Genomic DNA, 16,920 nt, shown 5'->3' on the forward strand with positions numbered 1-16,920 from the left:
GGCGGATGTGCCGGGAACATCCGTTTAACACCCTGCGCGCCAGTTCGGGTATGTTCGAGCCAACGCTGCGTTCAAGGATGATCGATGCTCAAGCGCGTCCTGTTCCCCGTCGTCGCCCTGATGCTGTCCGCCCTCATCGTCGCGCTGGGATGGCAGAACCGCCAGCTCCGGCAGATCAACGAGCAGATGGCCGTCCAGCTGCAGAACATGCGACTGGACGCACACGGACTGGGCCTCGGCAGCCGCCCGGATGCACTGGCGCTGCGCACAACGCAGCACACCCACGTCGATATCGGCGGCGCGCGCGACGCACCTCAGATCCTCTACTTCTTTTCCACCACCTGCCGCTACTGCCTGGCCTCGATGCCGCAGCTGCAACAGATCGCCGCGACGCGCGGCCGTAGTGAACTGATCGGTGTGGGACTGCCCCCTTACGACCAACTGGCCGACTACGCGGGAAAGCATGCATTGCAGTTCCCCATCGCCATCGACACCGAAGCCGATGCGTCCAAGCGCTACCGCGCCACGGTCACGCCGATGTTGATGGTGCTGGCCACCGATGGCAGCGTGGCCTACAAGCATGTCGGCCAGCTGGATGAACAGGTGGTGCGCGACACCATCAACTCCCTGACGCCGGCCCCCGCACGGCCCTGATACAGCGCGCGCCCCGTCGGCACGCACGCCATCGTTTACCGCATCCGCGCCACAACCGGCACTCCGGTGCCTTCGGCAACTGCAACACCACAACGCCAACCAAGGAGATACACATGATCGGAAAGAAAGTGCTTTCGTCCGTCGCCGGTATCGTCGTTGTCGCGGCCATGGCCTTTGGTGCCAGCCAAGCCTTCGCCGTCGCCCCCAAGACCGGGTACGCACCCGGTTGCGAGCCACATCCGAGCTGCCCGTTCGGCAACTCGGGCAAGCCTGGCCAAGTGCTGTGCTGTGATCCGCTGTAATCGAAGCCGCAGCACAGGCCGGCTCCGCTGACCTGATGCAGGCGCCGCAGGGCTGATCCAGCTCGACGGCGATGATCGGCCCATCCCGCACATGGGCACCGCGCCGGGCCGCCTCCAGAGGCGGCCCGGTCGTTTCCGGCCCACGGATTCATCCTTTCCGGAGCGCGTTGACGCACGTTTTACCGGCTTTCGTCGCATACCGGTTTCACTGCGCAGGGGGCGGTGCCACGCTGGACTCCCTTCTTCGGAGCACCGTGCCATGCCGATGCTTGCCCTGCTGCTGTTGTGCGCTGGTCTGTTCGGCCGCAATGCCGAGGCCGGGGATGCGTCCCTGCGCAGTCAGATCCTGCAGGCCGACGCCAGCCAACCCGGCGCCCCCTCAGCACAGCACCCGGTCACGGAGCCGACCGCCCTGCAGCTGTACCGGCTGCGCCAGGACCGCATATTGCGCGTGGGCCAGCAGCATCAGGCCGGCTCGGCGCGCTTCGCGCAGGTCTGGGAACGCGTGGATGGCCAGTGGCGGCTGCAGCGCATGATCAGCATCGACGAGTGGATCGCCCAGCGCTGACCCTCGCCCGCCGGCCACCGCCAGAAACGAAAAAAGCCGGCCAAGGGCCGGCTTCCATCGTGATCCACCGCTGCACCGGCAATGCCGGGAGCCAGGTGGTGGGCGGTACAGGGTTCGAACCTGTGACCCCTACCATGTCAAGGTAGTGCTCTACCGCTGAGCTAACCGCCCATCGTGTTCTTGCCGCCCGAAGGCGGGCCTTGCTACGTAAAAACCCGGCGCCAGGGCCGGGCTTTGCATTTCACGACAGCCTCCTTCCGGAGACTTCGTGGTGGGCGGTACAGGGTTCGAACCTGTGACCCCTACCATGTCAAGGTAGTGCTCTACCGCTGAGCTAACCGCCCGTTTTGCTTCTGCATTTCCGCGATTGCGTCGGTGCAGGCCGCGTATATTACGGATGCCGGCCGTGAAGCGCAACACTTTTGTGAAGATGAGGCTGCACCGCCGCGTTCAGCCGAGGCTGGCTTCCTTCAGCTGCCGGATCTGGTCGCGAACGCGTGCGGCATCCTCGAATTCCAGGTCCTTGGCGTGCTGGTACATCTGCTGTTCCAGCGCCTTGAGACGGGCCGCCAGCTGGGCCGGATTGAGTGAACGGTAGTCGGCGCCCTCTTCCGCCACGCCCGCCCGGCTCTTGCCCTTGCCCTTCTTGGCTTCCTTCTCGGCGGCGTCCGAACGCGCCCCTTCCAGCACGTCGACGATCGGGCGCGCGACCGAGCGCGGCACGATGCCGTGCTGCTCGTTGTATTCGACCTGCTTGGCACGACGACGATCGGTCTCATCGATCGCCGCCTGCATCGAGCGCGTCACCTTGTCGGCATACAGGATCGCCTTGCCGCGCACATTGCGCGCGGCACGGCCGATGGTCTGGATCAGCGAACCGGTGGAGCGCAGGAAACCTTCCTTGTCGGCGTCGAGAATCGCCACCAGCGACACCTCGGGCATGTCCAGGCCTTCGCGCAGCAGATTGATGCCCACCAGCACATCGAACTTGCCCAGGCGAAGATCGCGGATGATCTCCACGCGCTCGACCGTATCCACGTCCGAGTGCAGGTAACGCACGCGGATGCCGTGTTCAGTGAGGTACTCGGTGAGGTTCTCGGCCATGCGCTTGGTCAGCGTGGTGACCAGCACACGGTCGCCAGCCTTGATGCGCGCGTTGGCTTCGCTCATCAGGTCATCAACCTGGGTACCGACCGGACGGATCTCCACCACCGGATCGATCAGGCCGGTCGGGCGCACCACCAGCTCGGTGATCTCGTCGCCCGCCTCGCGGTACTCATACGGGCCCGGCGTAGCGGACACGTAGATGCTGCGCGGGCAGCGCTCTTCCCATTCCTCGAAGCGCAGCGGCCGGTTGTCCAGCGCCGACGGCAGCCGGAAGCCGAACTCGACCAGGGTTTCCTTGCGCGAGCGGTCGCCCTTGAACATGGCGCCGATCTGCGGAATGGTCACGTGCGATTCGTCGATCACCAGCAGCGCATCGGCCGGCAGGTAGTCGAACAGGGTCGGCGGCGGCTCGCCTGCATTCTTGCCGGTCAGGTGCCGCGAATAGTTCTCGATGCCGTTGCAGAAGCCGACCTCGGCCATCATCTCGATGTCGAACTGGGTACGTTGCGCCAGGCGCTGCGCTTCCACCAGCTTGTTCTGCGCGTAGAGCTGCTCCAGCCGCTCCTTCAACTCGACCTTGATCGTTTCGATCGCCGCCAGCACGCGTTCGCGCGTGGTCGCGTAGTGGGTCTTGGGGTACACGGTGAAACGCTGCATGTTGCGCAGCGTCTCGCCGGTGAGCGGATCGAACAGGGTGATCTTCTCGACCTCGCCGTCGAACAGCTCCAGGCGCAGCGCCTCACTGTCCGACTCGGCCGGAAACACATCGATCACCTCGCCGCGCACACGGAACGTACCGCGCTGCAGTTCGTACTCGTTGCGCGTGTACTGCAGCTGGGTCAGGTGGTTGATCAGGTCGCGCTGGTCGATGCGCTCGCCCTTGGACAGGATCAGGCGCAGTGACAGGTAGTCCTCGGGCGCACCCAGGCCGTAGATGGCCGACACCGTCGCCACCACGATCGCATCCGGGCGCGACAGCAGGGTCTTGGTCGCGGCCAGGCGCATCTGCTCGATGTGTTCGTTGATCGAACTGTCCTTCTCGATGAAGGTGTCCGACGACGGCACGTAGGCTTCCGGCTGGTAGTAGTCGTAGTAGCTGACGAAGTACTCCACCGCGTTGTGCGGGAAGAATGCCTTGAACTCGCCATACAGCTGCGCCGCCAGCGTCTTGTTCGGCGCCATGATCAGCGTCGGCTTCTGCACGTTCTGGATGACGTTGGCGATGGTGTAGGTCTTGCCCGAGCCGGTGACGCCCAGCAGGGTCTGCTTGGCGATGCCCGCTTCGAAGTTGCTGGTCAGCTTCGCGATGGCATCAGGCTGGTCGCCCGCCGGCGAATACGGCGAGACGAGTTCGAAACGGTCGCTCATGGTGTTGCCAGTTCCCGGGAACAGTGAGTATACGGGGCAAGGGGTGACGGCCGGCTGAGGGGTTTCCGGACGGGTGGGCGCGGCGGCGCCTGATGGCGGCACTGTCCCTGGGCAGGGACGCTTGAGCCCATGCATTTCCTCCCTACTCCCTCGCGTTCAGCCCTACGCGGCATGCATCTGGTCGAACTGCTGGTGGTGATGATCGTCGTTGCCGTACTGCTGGGCGCCAGCTGGCCCACGCTGCAGACGCTGCTGCTGCGGCAGCGTGCCGACGCCCTTCAGCTGACCCTGCATGCCAGCCTTTCCGGCGCGCGCAGCGAGGCCCTGAAACGCCGCGAGCTCATCGGCATGTGTGCCAGCAACGATGGGTGGGGCTGCGCCAGCGACTGGAGCCAGGGCTGGATCATCTATCGAAGCGGCGACCGCCGGAAGCCGCCGCCCTCGCCCGACGCTGTTCTGGTATATCAACGCGGGCACGCCGACGTCCGGATCGCCGCAGAAGCCAGCAGCGGGCGCCCGCAACTGTTCTTCCACGCGGACGGACGCAGCCCCGGCTCCAACCTGACCTTGCGCATCTGTGCAGGCAACCGTCTGCATGGCCGGCTGGTGGTCAACAACGGCGGACGCACGCGCAGTGAGCGCGTTGATCGCGACCTGCCGTGCTGATGCCAGGCAAAAACAAAAGCCGCGATTTCTCGCGGCTTTTGCAGTATCTGGCGCCCGAAGTTGGACTCGAACCAACGACCCCCTGATTAACAGTCAAGTGCTCTAACCGGCTGAGCTATTCGGGCGGGGAGGCGCATTGTACTGAGCGTTTACGTGAAGATCAACATCTTTTTACCAGCAATCGGACAGCGTGCCCTCTGCGGTCTTGCGATTGGCCTGATCAAGGCTCAGCTTGCCGCAACTATCCTTTGCCTGGGCGCCCTGCGGGCTGGCGGCGATGGTGAAGGTTGCGCCATCCCCCTTGAACTCCAGATTGTAGCGGACAGTCCCCCCCTCGCGTGGCGAGACCTTGCTCGGGAGCGTGAAGCCCGAGTAGGAATTGTTGCTTGAATGATAGCGCTCGGCACGCTGCGCGTACTCAGCAAGATCCGCCTTCGCAACCGCGCGGTGTGACCGGCGCACGTACTCCTGATATGACGGAATGACGACCGCGGCCAGGATGCCGATGACGATTACCACCACCATCAACTCAATCAGTGTGAAACCGCCCAACCGACGAGGCGAGGTCATGGTCGACATGGAAGGAGTTCCTCGCATCGTAATCATTGGAGTTGGCGCCAGGACTGGCGACCACAGGGATACGGAAGATAGAGCGACTGGCTCCCTGCGGCACCAACCACCATCCAGCACGAACTGCCGCCGGGCGGCCCCTCTTTACCACTCCCCAGTCGTGGCATGACCGACAACGACACATCACGGATCGGCGCAGTGCCTTCGCTCTTCAGTGCGATACCCGCCGTTCCCTGCGCCGGCTTGCTGCCCTTCGGCGAACCGGTCCGCACGTTCTCCAGCGCTGGCACACCCGTGAGCGAGGAAACGCCGAACAACCAGTTGGAGCCACTTGTCGAGCAACCAACACTTTCCACATTGGGTACATAGGTCGGCATGAACATGATGCCACTCACCAGCAGCGGGTTTCCGACGAACCGCTCACCATTGCCGTTGGGCAGATTGATCATCCAACCGCGGGAACCGACGGGCGAACTGCCTGCCACGATACTGCGCGCCTCCGCGCCTACCGCCGGGGTATCCGCTGTGTACTGCACCAGATTGCCTGCCGTCAACGTCGTTGCCGCGCGCTTGCCAGAGGTGTCGTTCACCGCGTACAGCGCCTGTTGGCTCTTGTCATCCTTGTCCGAGTAGAACGAGAAGCTTCCCGTGCCGAAGTAGAGCATCACGCCGCCGGAAGGTCCTGTCGCAGCCGTCATGCCACCAGTAATCGGCTGTCGGTAGCTACGACCATCGGTATCCTGCGCAACCCTGGTGGTAAACACGGGTACAGACACCGCGGCGTTCGTGCCGTCCGTCAGGTCGAACTTCCAAATGGCACCACGCTGATCGGCCGCGTACACGGTATCAGCCAGGCCATCACGCCCCCTGACATCCTGCTTGTCGCCCTGCCAACGGTCCACCACCACCACGTTGCCAAGGCCGTTGTCGCCACTGATTGCACTTGCCGAGCTACCCTCGGCGGCCTGGATCGTACGCACTCGGCCACTTGCCATGTCCACCACAAACAGGACCGCCTTGCGATTGAGGCTGTTGTAGCCATTGCCGAAGATGGCCTTCCACGCGATACCGTTGCCCTCCCTCACCGGCACGATTACCGGCTTGCCAAGGACAAAGCCAATGTTGTTTCGCACGTCTTCGGACAGCGACGGATTGATGTCGTTGATTTCCCACAGCACTTGGGCGGTTCCGAAGCTATCCGGTGTACTGACATCCAGCGCGAACACCGAGCGACCGCCTGCACCGGCAGTACCCACCAGACCGGTCTGCCAGGTACTGCCATTCAACATGTCCGAAACAGTGATCGGTCCGTCCACGTAGTAACGATGCCGGAACGTCTGATCCTTGCTGTCTGACTTGTAGGGGAACAACAGGTTGGCCATGTGACCGAGCGCGGTTGCCGGGATGTAGGCGAAGCTCTCGCGACCACCCGAACTGTCCATCTCGCCGGATGCGCCCATTCCGCCGTCGAAGGCGTGGAGCATGCCGTCGTTGGCACCGACGTAGACCATGTAGCGACGCCCCTTCGCCTTGGTTTCAAGATACTTGGCGTAGCTGACCGCGTAGTCACCACCGAGCTGGCGGTAGCCATAGTCGTCCACGGGCGAACTCACCACGGGAGCGGATGTGACAATGTCGCCCAGCGGTGTCGTGCGGTCACGGTACTTGCCACCGTTACGCTTTTCGGTCAACACGTCGGCCTTGAGGTAGCGAATGGCGGAACTCAGATCGGCGTCAATTGCCTTCAGCTTTGCATCTGAACACACCAGCATCGTGGCGTACTTGCCATCGGGCTTGTTGCACAGGTCGGCCAGACTGATATTGGCCTCACCGAAGTCGACGACCGCGCCTGCCTTGTTGGCAACGATGCGGCGACCCGTCGAGGACAGCTTCGCAGACGCCTCCCAGGCCTCACTGAACACCGCCACCTGGTCGCTGTTGACCTTCACCGTCGAGGCCTTCAGCGTGCTCGACCAGTCCGTCGCGCCATTGCGGATGTCATAGCTGGGCGTCACCGACAAGGAACCCGCACCGATACGCGCACCGGTCATGCCAAGCGTTCCCGATGGCGACTTGCCACTGGTGATCGACTCCAGTACGCGACGCATGGCGACCGTTACATCATTGGGCGTCTGTGCATTGATGAACTCGCCGCGGCTATTCAACGCAGCGTGCCAGATCTCGTCGACAACCGTGCCATCGTCAACCTTCGACGGATCCGGATTGCTGTTCCAGTTCGGCGGATTGTTAAACGGATCGGCCGTTGCAGCGGCATTGACGCCATAGATGCGCCCCTGCGCGCCGAGCGTGACGCCGTAGAAGTTCATGTGCAGATCGGTCTGGCAATCGAGTCGCTTCCATTCCGCGGTACTCTTGTCCAGCGTCGCGCACTTCTCATCCACCGGCACCTGCCCCTTGGCGAAGCCCGTGTCCGAACGCAGCGGTGTTTTGCTGCCCGCATAGTAGGCAGCCGTGACGTCGGCCATCGTGTTGCTATAGGCGTCCGCGAAGGGAATGGTTGGAAGATGGGTCGAGTTGACCCCGTCAGCATTGTTGAACGAGCCATTGGGCGTATTGCCCGAATTGGTGTAACCATCGGTAAACAACATGCCACCATTGCGCTGGCAAGCGCGGATCACCGGTGCGCCGTCGTCGGTGCGACGGAACTGTTCGGCCAGATACTCCACGGCACGACGGTTGGGCGTGCCGCTGATCGGATTCAACGCATAGATCTGCGTATACAGATCGGCACGATTGGTGACCAGGTCGTGCATTTTCACGTTCTTCAGGTCGTTGATCGTGAAGTAGCCCACGCGCATGTTGTCGACGCCATACAGAGCCTCCACCGACGCACCAACGATGGCCAGCGTGCGGTTGCGGTGGTACTGGAACCAGTTGGCGAAGTTCTGGATCGCCAAGCCATAGGCGCCGACAATGCTGTAGTTCTCGCTCTTGATCTGGTAGCGGCGGAGATTACAGTTGGGCCCGCAGGCACCGGTGATCACCGGACGACTAGTGTCATCACTCTTGTAACCATAGGGCGCAGGCGCATTCTCTGGCAGATAGAACGTTGCAGGGTAGTACTCCACACCGTACTTGACCGAGGACGTAATGTTGCGCGCCGCCGTCTGCCAGCTGCCATTGCGGTAATAACGGTTGTCGGTGTCCTTCAGATCCGGGATCCGCATGCCGTTGACGAACTGGAACCCTTCACCTGAGCGCGAGCGGACGCTCGTCACGTCATACGAAATCTTGTTCCCAGGGAAGCCAGAGCGAGGATCAACAAATGCAGCGGTCGGCTTGGCGTCGTCCCAGCGTGTTCCGTCCGCCTTGATCCAGGGACGGTAGGTAACCGCTGGATTGAAGTAGCTCGCGTTGTAGACGTGTGAGCGGGCAAACCCGAAGATGTCCAACGGCGGAATCGCCTGGCCCGCACTGTAGTTGGAATTGAAGTCACTATGCGGATAAAGGTAGAGGTAGCAATCCGCGTATGCATTATTGTTCCTGTCATAGCAGTTCGACCCGATGTCGCTGAATCGCCCGGCTGCGCTGAAGAAGCTCCCAGTCGAGCTGTTCCAGATCATGCGACCATCGCCGCCCGGGAACATGCGCTCGAACATCATCGAATTGGAGTCATCCACCGCCATGATGAAGGCCGGTGGCGTCTGCACCTGCACATTCATCGGTTCCTGCGCAAGAACACCCTGCGCCTGTGCGGCCATGAGCGTATGCACAAGGTAGCCGCCGGCGGCAAGAACGGCGAACCCAACGCCCGCCAGAATTCTACGATTTCGCGTGTTCATGGGCTCCCCACCCTCACAGCTTGAATACGGTATCGATCGCCGAGCGCGAGGTCGCGTCTGAGGTCGTATCGCTGGCGTAAGTCGTTATCTGGTAGACCGGCGTAGCGGTTTCCAGCGGTTTGCCCATGTCCAATGCACCCTCCCCCTGGATGCACCCCTGGATCTGCCGGACCTTTATCGCCGGCTTGCTACCCAACGTGGTTTTGGCGACCCAATCGGACGGATCGAAGCCGTCGTCGCAGCGCTGATCGATGTCTGCGGAACTCAACACCGGGCTGTCGCCCGCAGACTGCCGGTTGGCGATTCTTTCCACCGCATTCTCGGCACCTCGGGCCGCCCCCTCGGCATTCTGGAAAGCAAGGCTGCCGGCACGGTAGCCCGAGGCCATGCGCTCCTGCATGCCAGCGACCTGCATGCCGATCACCCCGAGCAGGGCCAGCAATATCAGCAGGATCAGCGCGACATAGAGTACGGCACCGCGCTGGCGGGCAGGGCGGGAAAAGGAACTGCGCAGGGATCGAGTGGATGCACGCATGGTCGTCAGTTCCCGAACAGGCGGTTGCGGAGCGCAACGGAGACTTCATAGACGCCGCGATGGCGCTGGTCATAGGGAGCGCCCGGAGCAATGGTCACCCCAAGCACCCCCAGATATGTATCGGCAGTACCCGGCGCTTCGGCCGAAGCACGTTGCGGGCTCCTGGCCAGCAGACCCACCTGCACCATGCCAACGCGACGCCACGCTGCCGTTGCCGTTGCATCCCTCGCTGTACTGACACTGCTGGCCACAAACTGATCGACAATGCGCCCGGTCGGCGGCGTCGCCAGAGCGATGTCCGTCGTTGCGTCCAGACCATACAGCAACTGCATGTTCTCGATGCCCTCGACCAGTTCCTCACCTGCCGCATAGCCACCGGCGCCATTCGCGCGCGCCCTGTAAAGTGCCGGTTCGTTGTTGACGTTGGCTGCGATGTAGTACACCAGACCATCGGCCCGGTAAAGCATGGTCATCGCGTTGTTCACCGAATAGCTGGTCAGGTCAACCTTGTCGACCTTCACGGTGGTCTCGGTCGAGGAGCCGGTGAACACGTCGGCACGTGTGCAATCAGCCAATGCGAACACGGTTGGGGTCCCTGCAGCATTGGCCTTCAGGCGCGCCATGCCCTCCTTGGATACGCTCAACGTGGTCGTCGCTCCATCCACGCTGGCCCCGGTCACGACAGCGCCCTCGGCGCTGAGCAGACGCAGCACCAGGATGTCGCTGCCGGGCAGCGGCTTTGGTGTCAGGTCGGCGATGCTCTTGGGTACGGAGCCTGCCCCGCTCCACGCTCTCCCGAGAGTCAAGGTATCGGTCGGCGCCGTCCCTGCCGCCTCATAGCCCTGGATCGGCACCGAGAAGTCCAGCGGATCACCGCTACCCGAGGCGATACCCAGGTTGTAGCGCACATCACCGGTATTCTTGATCAGATGCGCCTGATCGTTCACGCAACCAAAATGCCCCGCCATGCGTAGATCACGCTGCAGGAAGTCCAAGGCAAATCGCGCGTTCTCCTGGGTCCTGGCGGCACCTTCGGAAAGTCGCGAAGCAGCGCGCGATGCAATGAAGATCTGGGTGATGCCCAGCATCAGCACCAAACCGATGACCATGGCGATCATCAGTTCAATCAGCGACAGACCGCGGGCGCGCAAGGACGGACTCATGGAAGCGTTCACAGGAAGGTGGTCAGGCCAAAGGTGGTGAGGCTGTCGGGATTCTCAGGATCCCACCGCTGGTCTCCCCATGTGATCGCGACACTGACCTGACCGGTGCTCTGTGTGAAAGTCACCTGCGCACTGGCCTTCTCGCCAAGGGTCTTGACGACTTCACACTGCCAACGGGCAACATTGGTTTTCGGCGTCACCGCTGCTCCGGTCGGCCAGGCACAGGCGCCGCGGGCTGTGACCGACCCGGCCGCGAACGAAGCGCCCGAATAGGCACCGCCAGCCAAGGTATCGGTGCGCTGCGCACGCATCATTTCAATCAGATCGTTGGCCAGGTTGGTGGCCTGCGTACGGTAATTCGCGCTCTGTACGAAGCGGACATTGGTGGTCTGGAGCAACGCAAAGCCCAGCAGGCCGAACGCCAGGATCAGTACCGCGACCATCACTTCGATCAGACTGAAACCGCCCTGCGAAGAACGCGGGCGGGCAAGATTGCGACGGCTCATGTGCAGGTCCCCTTGGTCACCCGGACCTGGCCGGACTGGTTGACGATCAGCGTACTTTTGCCTTCGCCGGTCTTGCAGGCATCCGGTGACAGCACCAGCGACTGGTCTGCAGCGGCCTTGCGGCGGCCGCGACCGTCGAACGCAATGACCGCTCCCGTCGGCCCCACCACGCTCAGCTGCGGGTTGCCCTGTGAAAACCGAAGCACGGGGTCGCTGCCCCCCAACTGGCCATCACCATCAAGATCCGACCATGCCAGCACTCCCTTGGACCAGCTGCCATCGCAAGCGGTGCCGTCAGCGCTTCCACAAACGCCGCCACCACGGTTGTTCCGGATACCTTCGCTTCGCGCCAGATTGGTCAGAGCCATCAGCTCATTGCTGGTGGTCGCTACGCGGTTCGAACGCATCATGCTGCGGAAGCTGGGATAAGCGATCGACGCCAGGATCACGAAGACGGTCAACGTGACCATCAACTCGATCAATGTAAAGCCTCTTTCCCGGCGCAAAGACATTGGACGCTCCCCAGCGTGTTGACGGCCACGATGGGCCATCGTCCTGCCACCGGCAAGCGGCGGCAGGATGAACGGTCAATCCGGGGCGATGGGCGTCAAAGGGTTGACAGCCCCTGCCCTGTCGGCCGCCCGTGGCGGGGTCGGAGCCCGATCGGATCCGACCCCGGGCCAGTCAGGCCAGCACCTGGTAGCAGGGCTGGTATTCGCCGGAGATCTTCATCCGGCGCTGCTCGACGAAGGCGCGCAGCAGCGCGTCCAGGGCCTGCATCATGTCCGGGTCGCCATGGATCTGGAACGGCCCGAACTCCTCGATGCGGCGCATGCCCTCTTCCTTCACGTTGCCGGCCACGATGCCCGAGAACGCCCGGCGCAGGTCGGCCGCCAGCGCATGCGGTGCACGCCCGTGGTGCAGGTCCAGCGCGGCCATCGCCTCATGGGTCGGTACGAACGGCTGCTGGTACTCCCACGGAATCTCGATCGACCAGTTGAAGAAGAACGAGTCCTTCTGCGCCAGGCGGTGCTCGCGCACACGCTTGATGCCGTTAGCCATCTTCTTCGCCACCGCCACCGGGTCGCCGATGATGATCTCGTAGCGCTCGGCGGCGGCATCACCCAGGGTCAGGCGGATGAAGCGGTCGATCTGCTCGAAATACGGCGCGGCCACGGTCGGGCCGGTCAGGATCAGCGGGAATGGCAGGTCCTTGTTCTCTTCGCGCAGCAGGATACCGAGCAGGTACAGGATCTCCTCGGCGGTGCCGACGCCACCGGCGAACACGATGATGCCGTGGCCGATGCGGACGAAGGCCTCCAGGCGCTTCTCGATGTCCGGCATGATCACCAGGTGGTTGACGATCGGGTTCGGCGACTCGGCGGCGATGATGCCCGGCTCGGTCAGGCCGATGTAGCGCGTCACGGTACGGCGCTGCTTGGCATGGGCGATGGTGGCCCCCTTCATCGGGCCCTTCATCGCGCCCGGGCCGCAGCCGGTGCAGATGTCCAGGCCGCGCAGGCCCAGTTCATAGCCCACCTGCTTGGTGTACAGGTATTCGTCGCGCGAGATCGAGTGGCCGCCCCAGCACACCACCAGGTTCGGATCGCCCGGGTTGAGGATGCGCGCGTTGCGCAGCAGGCCGAACACCGCGTTGGTGATGCCTTCGGACGATTCCAGTTCGGCCGCGTAGGCCGGGCCCATCTCGATGGCCATGTAGGCCAGGTCACGCACCACCGCGAACAGCAGTTCGGCGACACCGCGGATGATCTCGCCATCGACGAAGGCCATCGCCGGTGCGTTGACCAGGTCGATGCGCACGCCGCGATCCTGCTGCGCCACCTGGATGTCGAAATCGGGATACAGATCGCGCGCGGCGCGCGGATCGTCAGAGGCGCTGCCGCTGGTCAGCACGGCCAGCGCGCAGCGGCGCAGCAGTTCGTGCATGCCGCCGGCAGACGCATCGCGCAGGCGGGCCACTTCGGCCCGCGACAGCACATCCAGCCCACCGCGCGGGTAGATACGCGCATCCTGCACCGGGAGTGCGCGGGCTGATTTTTCGTTCGTGGTCATGTCCAATTTTTCGCTTCCTTCAAGGTTTCCGACTGTACTGCCGCCCCCTTAAAAAGCAAAACGGCCGGGAAGCCCGACCGTTGGATGTGTGCTTCCCGCGTTCGCCTTTCCGGGACCGCATCGGCGGCGTTGGCACCGCGCACATTTCTGGATGCTACGCCGATGCCCGATGGCCCGCAAGGACTTTCGGCTGAACGGAAAACGGCCGGGTTTCCCCGGCCGTTTTCACTTACTGCTTCAGGCTCTGACGGATCAGAACTTGTACTTCAGCGTCAGCTGCATCGACCAACGCGACACGGCGGTGTTGCCCTTGTCGTTGTTGTTTTCCTGCACCTGCGCGTTGTCGGTCGAACCGGTGAACGAGTACACGTACTTGCCGGTGGCCGGATCGATACCGGCGTAGTTGGCCACGCGACGGGTCGAGTAGAAGCCGTAGTCGTCGATCAGGCCCCACTTCTTGTTCAGCAGGTTGCCGACATTCATGATGTCCAGGGCGACTTCACCCTTGTGACCCTTCATGAAGCCCGGGAATTCCTGGCTGACGCGGACGTCGAAGCTGTTGACCCACGAAGCGCGGTGCGAGTTCGCCGGGACCACGCTGCCACGGTAGGCATCCAGTTCCGGGTTCTGCGCCAGCCAGTCGAAGAACGCCTTCTCCATCGCGGCGCCGCCGGTGAACTTCACGTCGCCCGGGCCCTTCGGCACGTAGAACAGGTCGTTGGTGGTGGCACCGTCGCCGTTGGCATCGTTGTAGAAGATGTAGCTGTACGGACGGCCCGAACGACCTTCGTAGAACAGGCCGACGCGGGTGGCGTTGTCACCGAAGAAGTTGTGCTTCCACTCCAGGGTGCCGGTGATGCGGTCCTTCATCGCGTAGCGCGAGTTGTAGGCCACGTTCTCGTTGGCATTGAAGATCAGCGTGTTGTTCCAGTTCGAGGTGTTCTGCGAGCTGGACAGCGGGCTGACTTCGGTCGACTTGGTGTAGGTGTAACCCAGCGACCAGCCCCAGTTCTCGGTCAGCGGCTTGGCCAGCGAGAAGGTAGCCTGGGTACCGCGGCCCTTGTCGGTGTTGCGCAGGACCAGCACGTCGCCGATGTCGGACGGACGGTTGGCACGATCAACCGCGCCCTTCGTACCGGTCGACATACCGTAGTCGACACCCTTGTCGATACGGGTATTGGCCTGGTTCTGGCCCGCCGCGTTCCAGTAGATCGCACGGCCGTCCTGACCGGTGGCGGTCGGAGCCGAGACGTCCAGACGGTCGAAGTAGATGCCGTCCTTGACCTTGGTGAACAGCACTTCGGCCGACGCCACGATGCCGTACCACGGCAGCTCATGGTCGAACGCCAGGTTGGCCTTCCACACCGACGGCAGGCGGGTGCCCGGCGCGATGATGTCGACGTTCTGACGGGCCGAAGCCGGGCCACCGGCCGGGATGTACGGGTTCTTGCCATCCGGGGTGAAGGCACCGGCCGGGATGCTGCGCTCGTCGTACTCGATGTAGTTCAGGCCGGTGTTCTGGTAGGCACCTGCCAGCCACACGTTCGGGGCAGCGCCGCCGAACAGGCCGACGCCACCGCGCAGCTGGGTCGGGCGATCGGTGTCGAAGGTGTAGTTGAAGCCGACACGCGGCTGCACCAGGTTCTTGTCGACCAGCTTGGTGTTGTTGAAGCCGTACAGCTGCTCGATGCGCGGGTTGTACAGACGCTGCGTGCTGAAGTCAGGCATGTCGATGCGCACGCCGAACATCAGGTTCAGGTTGTAGTTGATCGCCCAGGTGTCCTGGATGAACACACCGGTGTTCTTCAGGGTGAAGTCCGCCGGGATGTCGCTGCGGCTGCCATTGGCGCGCGGTGCGCGCAGCTGGTAGCGCGAGGCCTTGCCCGCCAGGAAGTCGTTGACGCTGTTGAACTCGTACACGCCGTTGAGGTTGCGGCCGTAGAAGTTCATCAGGTCGTTCTTCGAGTAATCGAAGCCGAACTTGACGGTGTGGTCACCGATGTACCAGGTACCGGCACCGAAGGCGCTCAGTTCCTTCGACTCGACGATGTTGACGTGGGTGTTCTGCTCGGTACCGACGTACAGCGAGTCATTGCCCGACTTGATGCGGATCTGCGGCATGTCGACCAGCGGGACGCGGTTGGCCGAGTAATCCTTGTGCGAGACCTTGAACTCGGTCGAGAAGTTCTCGGACCAGTCACTGAACAGTTCACCCATCCAGGTTTCGTATTCGGTCGGCTGCTGGTACCAGAAGTTGCTCAGCGAGATGGCGCTGCTGCTGACCTGCGGGAAGCGAACGACGTTCTGCTCCATCTTGTTGTAGCGCAGGGCCGCACGGTGGTTCTCGTTGATGTTCCAGTCCAGCTTGACCGCGTACTCTTCGATCTCGGTCTTGCTGTTCGGCGCCGACAGGCTGCCCGGGTCGTAGCCCAGCTTGCCCAGGAAGTTCTGGACGTCGGTGATCTGCTGCTGGGTGATGGTGCCACGGCCGATCGGCGTGTCGCTCAGGGAAACGCCGGCAGCCGCGCGCTCGTACTTTTCATAGTTGGTGAAGAAGAACAGCTTGTCCTTGACGATCGGGCCGCCAAAGGTCATGCCGTAGGTCTTCTCGTCCTTGAAGCCGTTGAAGTCCTGCTTGTCGCCTTCCAGGCGCGAACGGACCATGTCCTTGTCGCGGTAGGAACCATAGACGGTGCCATGGAATTCATTGGTGCCCGACTTGGTCACGGCGTTGATCACCGCGCCGGTACCACCGGAGATGGTGGTGTCGTAGTTGGCCAGGTCGATGTTGATTTCCTGGATGGCGTCCATCGACACCGGCTGACGCTCGGTCGGCAGGTTGTTGGAGCCCAGGCCGAACGGATCGGAGGCGCTGATGCCGTCGATGCGGATGGCGTTGTAACGGGTGTTCTGGCCACCGGCCGAGATCGCGCCGTCCGCCTTGCTGACCTGCGAGATGCGCGGGTCCAGACGGATGTAATCCTGGATGTTGCGGCTGGCCGACGGCAGCGCATCCATCGTTTCGCGGGTCACGTTGGTGCCGGTGCCCATCTTGTTGGCACTGAACAGGTCCAGGCCGCCAGCGGTGGCGACGACGTTCACGGCGTCCAGGTTGGTGGCAGCCAGGTCGCCGCCCAGGTTGGCGTTGACGGTGTTGACCTGGTTCAGGTTCAGGTAGACACCTTCTTCGGTCTTGGTGCCTTCACCCGGCTTGGTGACGGTGATGGTGTAAGGACCACCCACGCGCAGGCCGCGCGCGTTGTAGCGACCGGCCGCATCAGTGGTGGCACGCGAAACGGTGCCCGACTCGGTGTGCGTGATGGTGACTTCAGCGCCGGCGACAGGCTGGCCTGCAGCGGAGGTCACCTGACCGCCGACACCGGCGGAGGTGCTGCTCTGGGCGAAGGCGGGAGCGGCAGCAAGTGCAGCCACGAGACCAAGGGTGAGCTTGGACATCCGGAGTGGGTGGGTCATTTTTCGGTAGCCTCGATGCGAGTTGGCGATGGCGGAAAAAAAGCGCATCCAATCAGCCCTGCGGGTGGCTGGTCGGAGAGTTATCTGGGGTTCCCTACCGCGTGGCTGAAGGCAGCCATAACGGTTAACAC

13 protein-coding genes and 3 tRNA genes are annotated in these 16,920 nt (G+C 62.9%); 4 read left to right on the plus strand and 12 right to left on the minus strand.

The features are described 5' to 3' along the window. The first annotated feature begins 84 nt into the window (after nucleotides 1-84). The 3 genes from AC5P8Z_RS02105 to AC5P8Z_RS02115 all read left to right on the plus strand — a co-directional run bounded on the left by AC5P8Z_RS02105 (nucleotide 85) and on the right by AC5P8Z_RS02115 (nucleotide 1,524). The gene (locus AC5P8Z_RS02105; RefSeq protein WP_286071534.1) at nucleotides 85-654 is read left to right on the plus strand and encodes a TlpA family protein disulfide reductase; all 570 of its coding nucleotides are present in this window, start codon (nucleotides 85-87) and stop codon (nucleotides 652-654) included. Nucleotides 655-767: 113 nt separating this feature from the next. Continuing rightward, nucleotides 768-956 (plus strand): hypothetical protein, encoded by a 189-nt coding sequence (locus AC5P8Z_RS02110; protein WP_049444507.1) that lies wholly within the window; start codon nucleotides 768-770, stop codon nucleotides 954-956. Between the two features lie 259 nt (nucleotides 957-1,215). Further along, nucleotides 1,216-1,524: a hypothetical protein gene (locus tag AC5P8Z_RS02115; RefSeq protein WP_286071533.1), complete on the plus strand. Its 309-nt coding sequence runs from the start codon at nucleotides 1,216-1,218 to the stop codon at nucleotides 1,522-1,524. 96 nt (nucleotides 1,525-1,620) lie between these two features. On the opposite strand, the gene AC5P8Z_RS02120 is transcribed toward AC5P8Z_RS02115, so the two are convergent. The 3 genes from AC5P8Z_RS02120 to uvrB form a co-directional block, all read right to left on the minus strand. Further along, nucleotides 1,621-1,695, minus strand: a tRNA-Val gene (locus AC5P8Z_RS02120). A gap of 98 nt (nucleotides 1,696-1,793) precedes the next feature. Beyond that, nucleotides 1,794-1,868: transfer RNA gene (locus tag AC5P8Z_RS02125), tRNA-Val, on the minus strand. Between the two features lie 106 nt (nucleotides 1,869-1,974). Further along, nucleotides 1,975-3,999: an excinuclease ABC subunit UvrB gene (uvrB, locus tag AC5P8Z_RS02130; RefSeq protein ID WP_286071532.1), complete on the minus strand. Its 2,025-nt coding sequence runs from the start codon at nucleotides 3,997-3,999 to the stop codon at nucleotides 1,975-1,977. 171 nt (nucleotides 4,000-4,170) lie between these two features. Between uvrB and AC5P8Z_RS02135 the strand changes: the two genes are divergently transcribed. Then, nucleotides 4,171-4,665, plus strand: a complete 495-nt coding sequence (locus AC5P8Z_RS02135) for a GspH/FimT family pseudopilin (protein WP_286071531.1) — start codon at nucleotides 4,171-4,173, stop codon at nucleotides 4,663-4,665. A 48-nt stretch (nucleotides 4,666-4,713) separates the two neighbouring features. Here AC5P8Z_RS02135 and AC5P8Z_RS02140 read toward each other — a convergent pair. The 9 genes from AC5P8Z_RS02140 to AC5P8Z_RS02180 form a co-directional block, all read right to left on the minus strand. Then, nucleotides 4,714-4,790: transfer RNA gene (locus AC5P8Z_RS02140), tRNA-Asn, on the minus strand. Between the two features lie 46 nt (nucleotides 4,791-4,836). Next, complete coding sequence (locus AC5P8Z_RS02145) at nucleotides 4,837-5,244, minus strand: type IV pilin protein (RefSeq protein ID WP_286071530.1); 408 nt, start codon at nucleotides 5,242-5,244, stop codon at nucleotides 4,837-4,839. Between the two features lie 23 nt (nucleotides 5,245-5,267). Continuing rightward, the gene (locus tag AC5P8Z_RS02150) at nucleotides 5,268-9,038 is read right to left on the minus strand and encodes a pilus assembly protein (protein WP_495227953.1); all 3,771 of its coding nucleotides are present in this window, start codon (nucleotides 9,036-9,038) and stop codon (nucleotides 5,268-5,270) included. A 13-nt stretch (nucleotides 9,039-9,051) separates the two neighbouring features. Continuing rightward, a complete protein-coding gene (locus tag AC5P8Z_RS02155) occupies nucleotides 9,052-9,573 on the minus strand; it encodes a pilus assembly PilX family protein (RefSeq protein WP_286071528.1) in 522 nt (173 codons plus the stop codon). A 5-nt stretch (nucleotides 9,574-9,578) separates the two neighbouring features. Continuing rightward, a complete protein-coding gene (locus tag AC5P8Z_RS02160) occupies nucleotides 9,579-10,736 on the minus strand; it encodes a PilW family protein (RefSeq protein ID WP_286071527.1) in 1,158 nt (385 codons plus the stop codon). Between the two features lie 8 nt (nucleotides 10,737-10,744). Continuing rightward, a complete protein-coding gene (gene pilV, locus AC5P8Z_RS02165; RefSeq protein ID WP_286071526.1) occupies nucleotides 10,745-11,242 on the minus strand; it encodes a type IV pilus modification protein PilV in 498 nt (165 codons plus the stop codon). Beyond that, on the minus strand, nucleotides 11,239-11,754 hold the full coding sequence (locus AC5P8Z_RS02170) for a GspH/FimT family pseudopilin (protein ID WP_286071525.1): 516 nt from the start codon (nucleotides 11,752-11,754) through the stop codon (nucleotides 11,239-11,241). The genes pilV and AC5P8Z_RS02170 overlap by 4 nt, the downstream gene beginning before the upstream one ends. Nucleotides 11,755-11,926: 172 nt before the next feature. Further along, nucleotides 11,927-13,315 carry a nucleotide 5'-monophosphate nucleosidase PpnN gene (gene ppnN, locus AC5P8Z_RS02175; protein ID WP_495227955.1) on the minus strand — a complete coding sequence of 463 codons (1,389 nt, stop codon included), beginning with the start codon at nucleotides 13,313-13,315 and terminating at the stop codon, nucleotides 11,927-11,929. A 252-nt stretch (nucleotides 13,316-13,567) separates the two neighbouring features. Next, on the minus strand, nucleotides 13,568-16,789 hold the full coding sequence (locus AC5P8Z_RS02180; protein ID WP_295565708.1) for a TonB-dependent receptor: 3,222 nt from the start codon (nucleotides 16,787-16,789) through the stop codon (nucleotides 13,568-13,570). Nucleotides 16,790-16,920: the final 131 nt, after the last annotated feature.

The organism is Stenotrophomonas sp. YJH_SMC_17 (assembly GCF_059371655.1).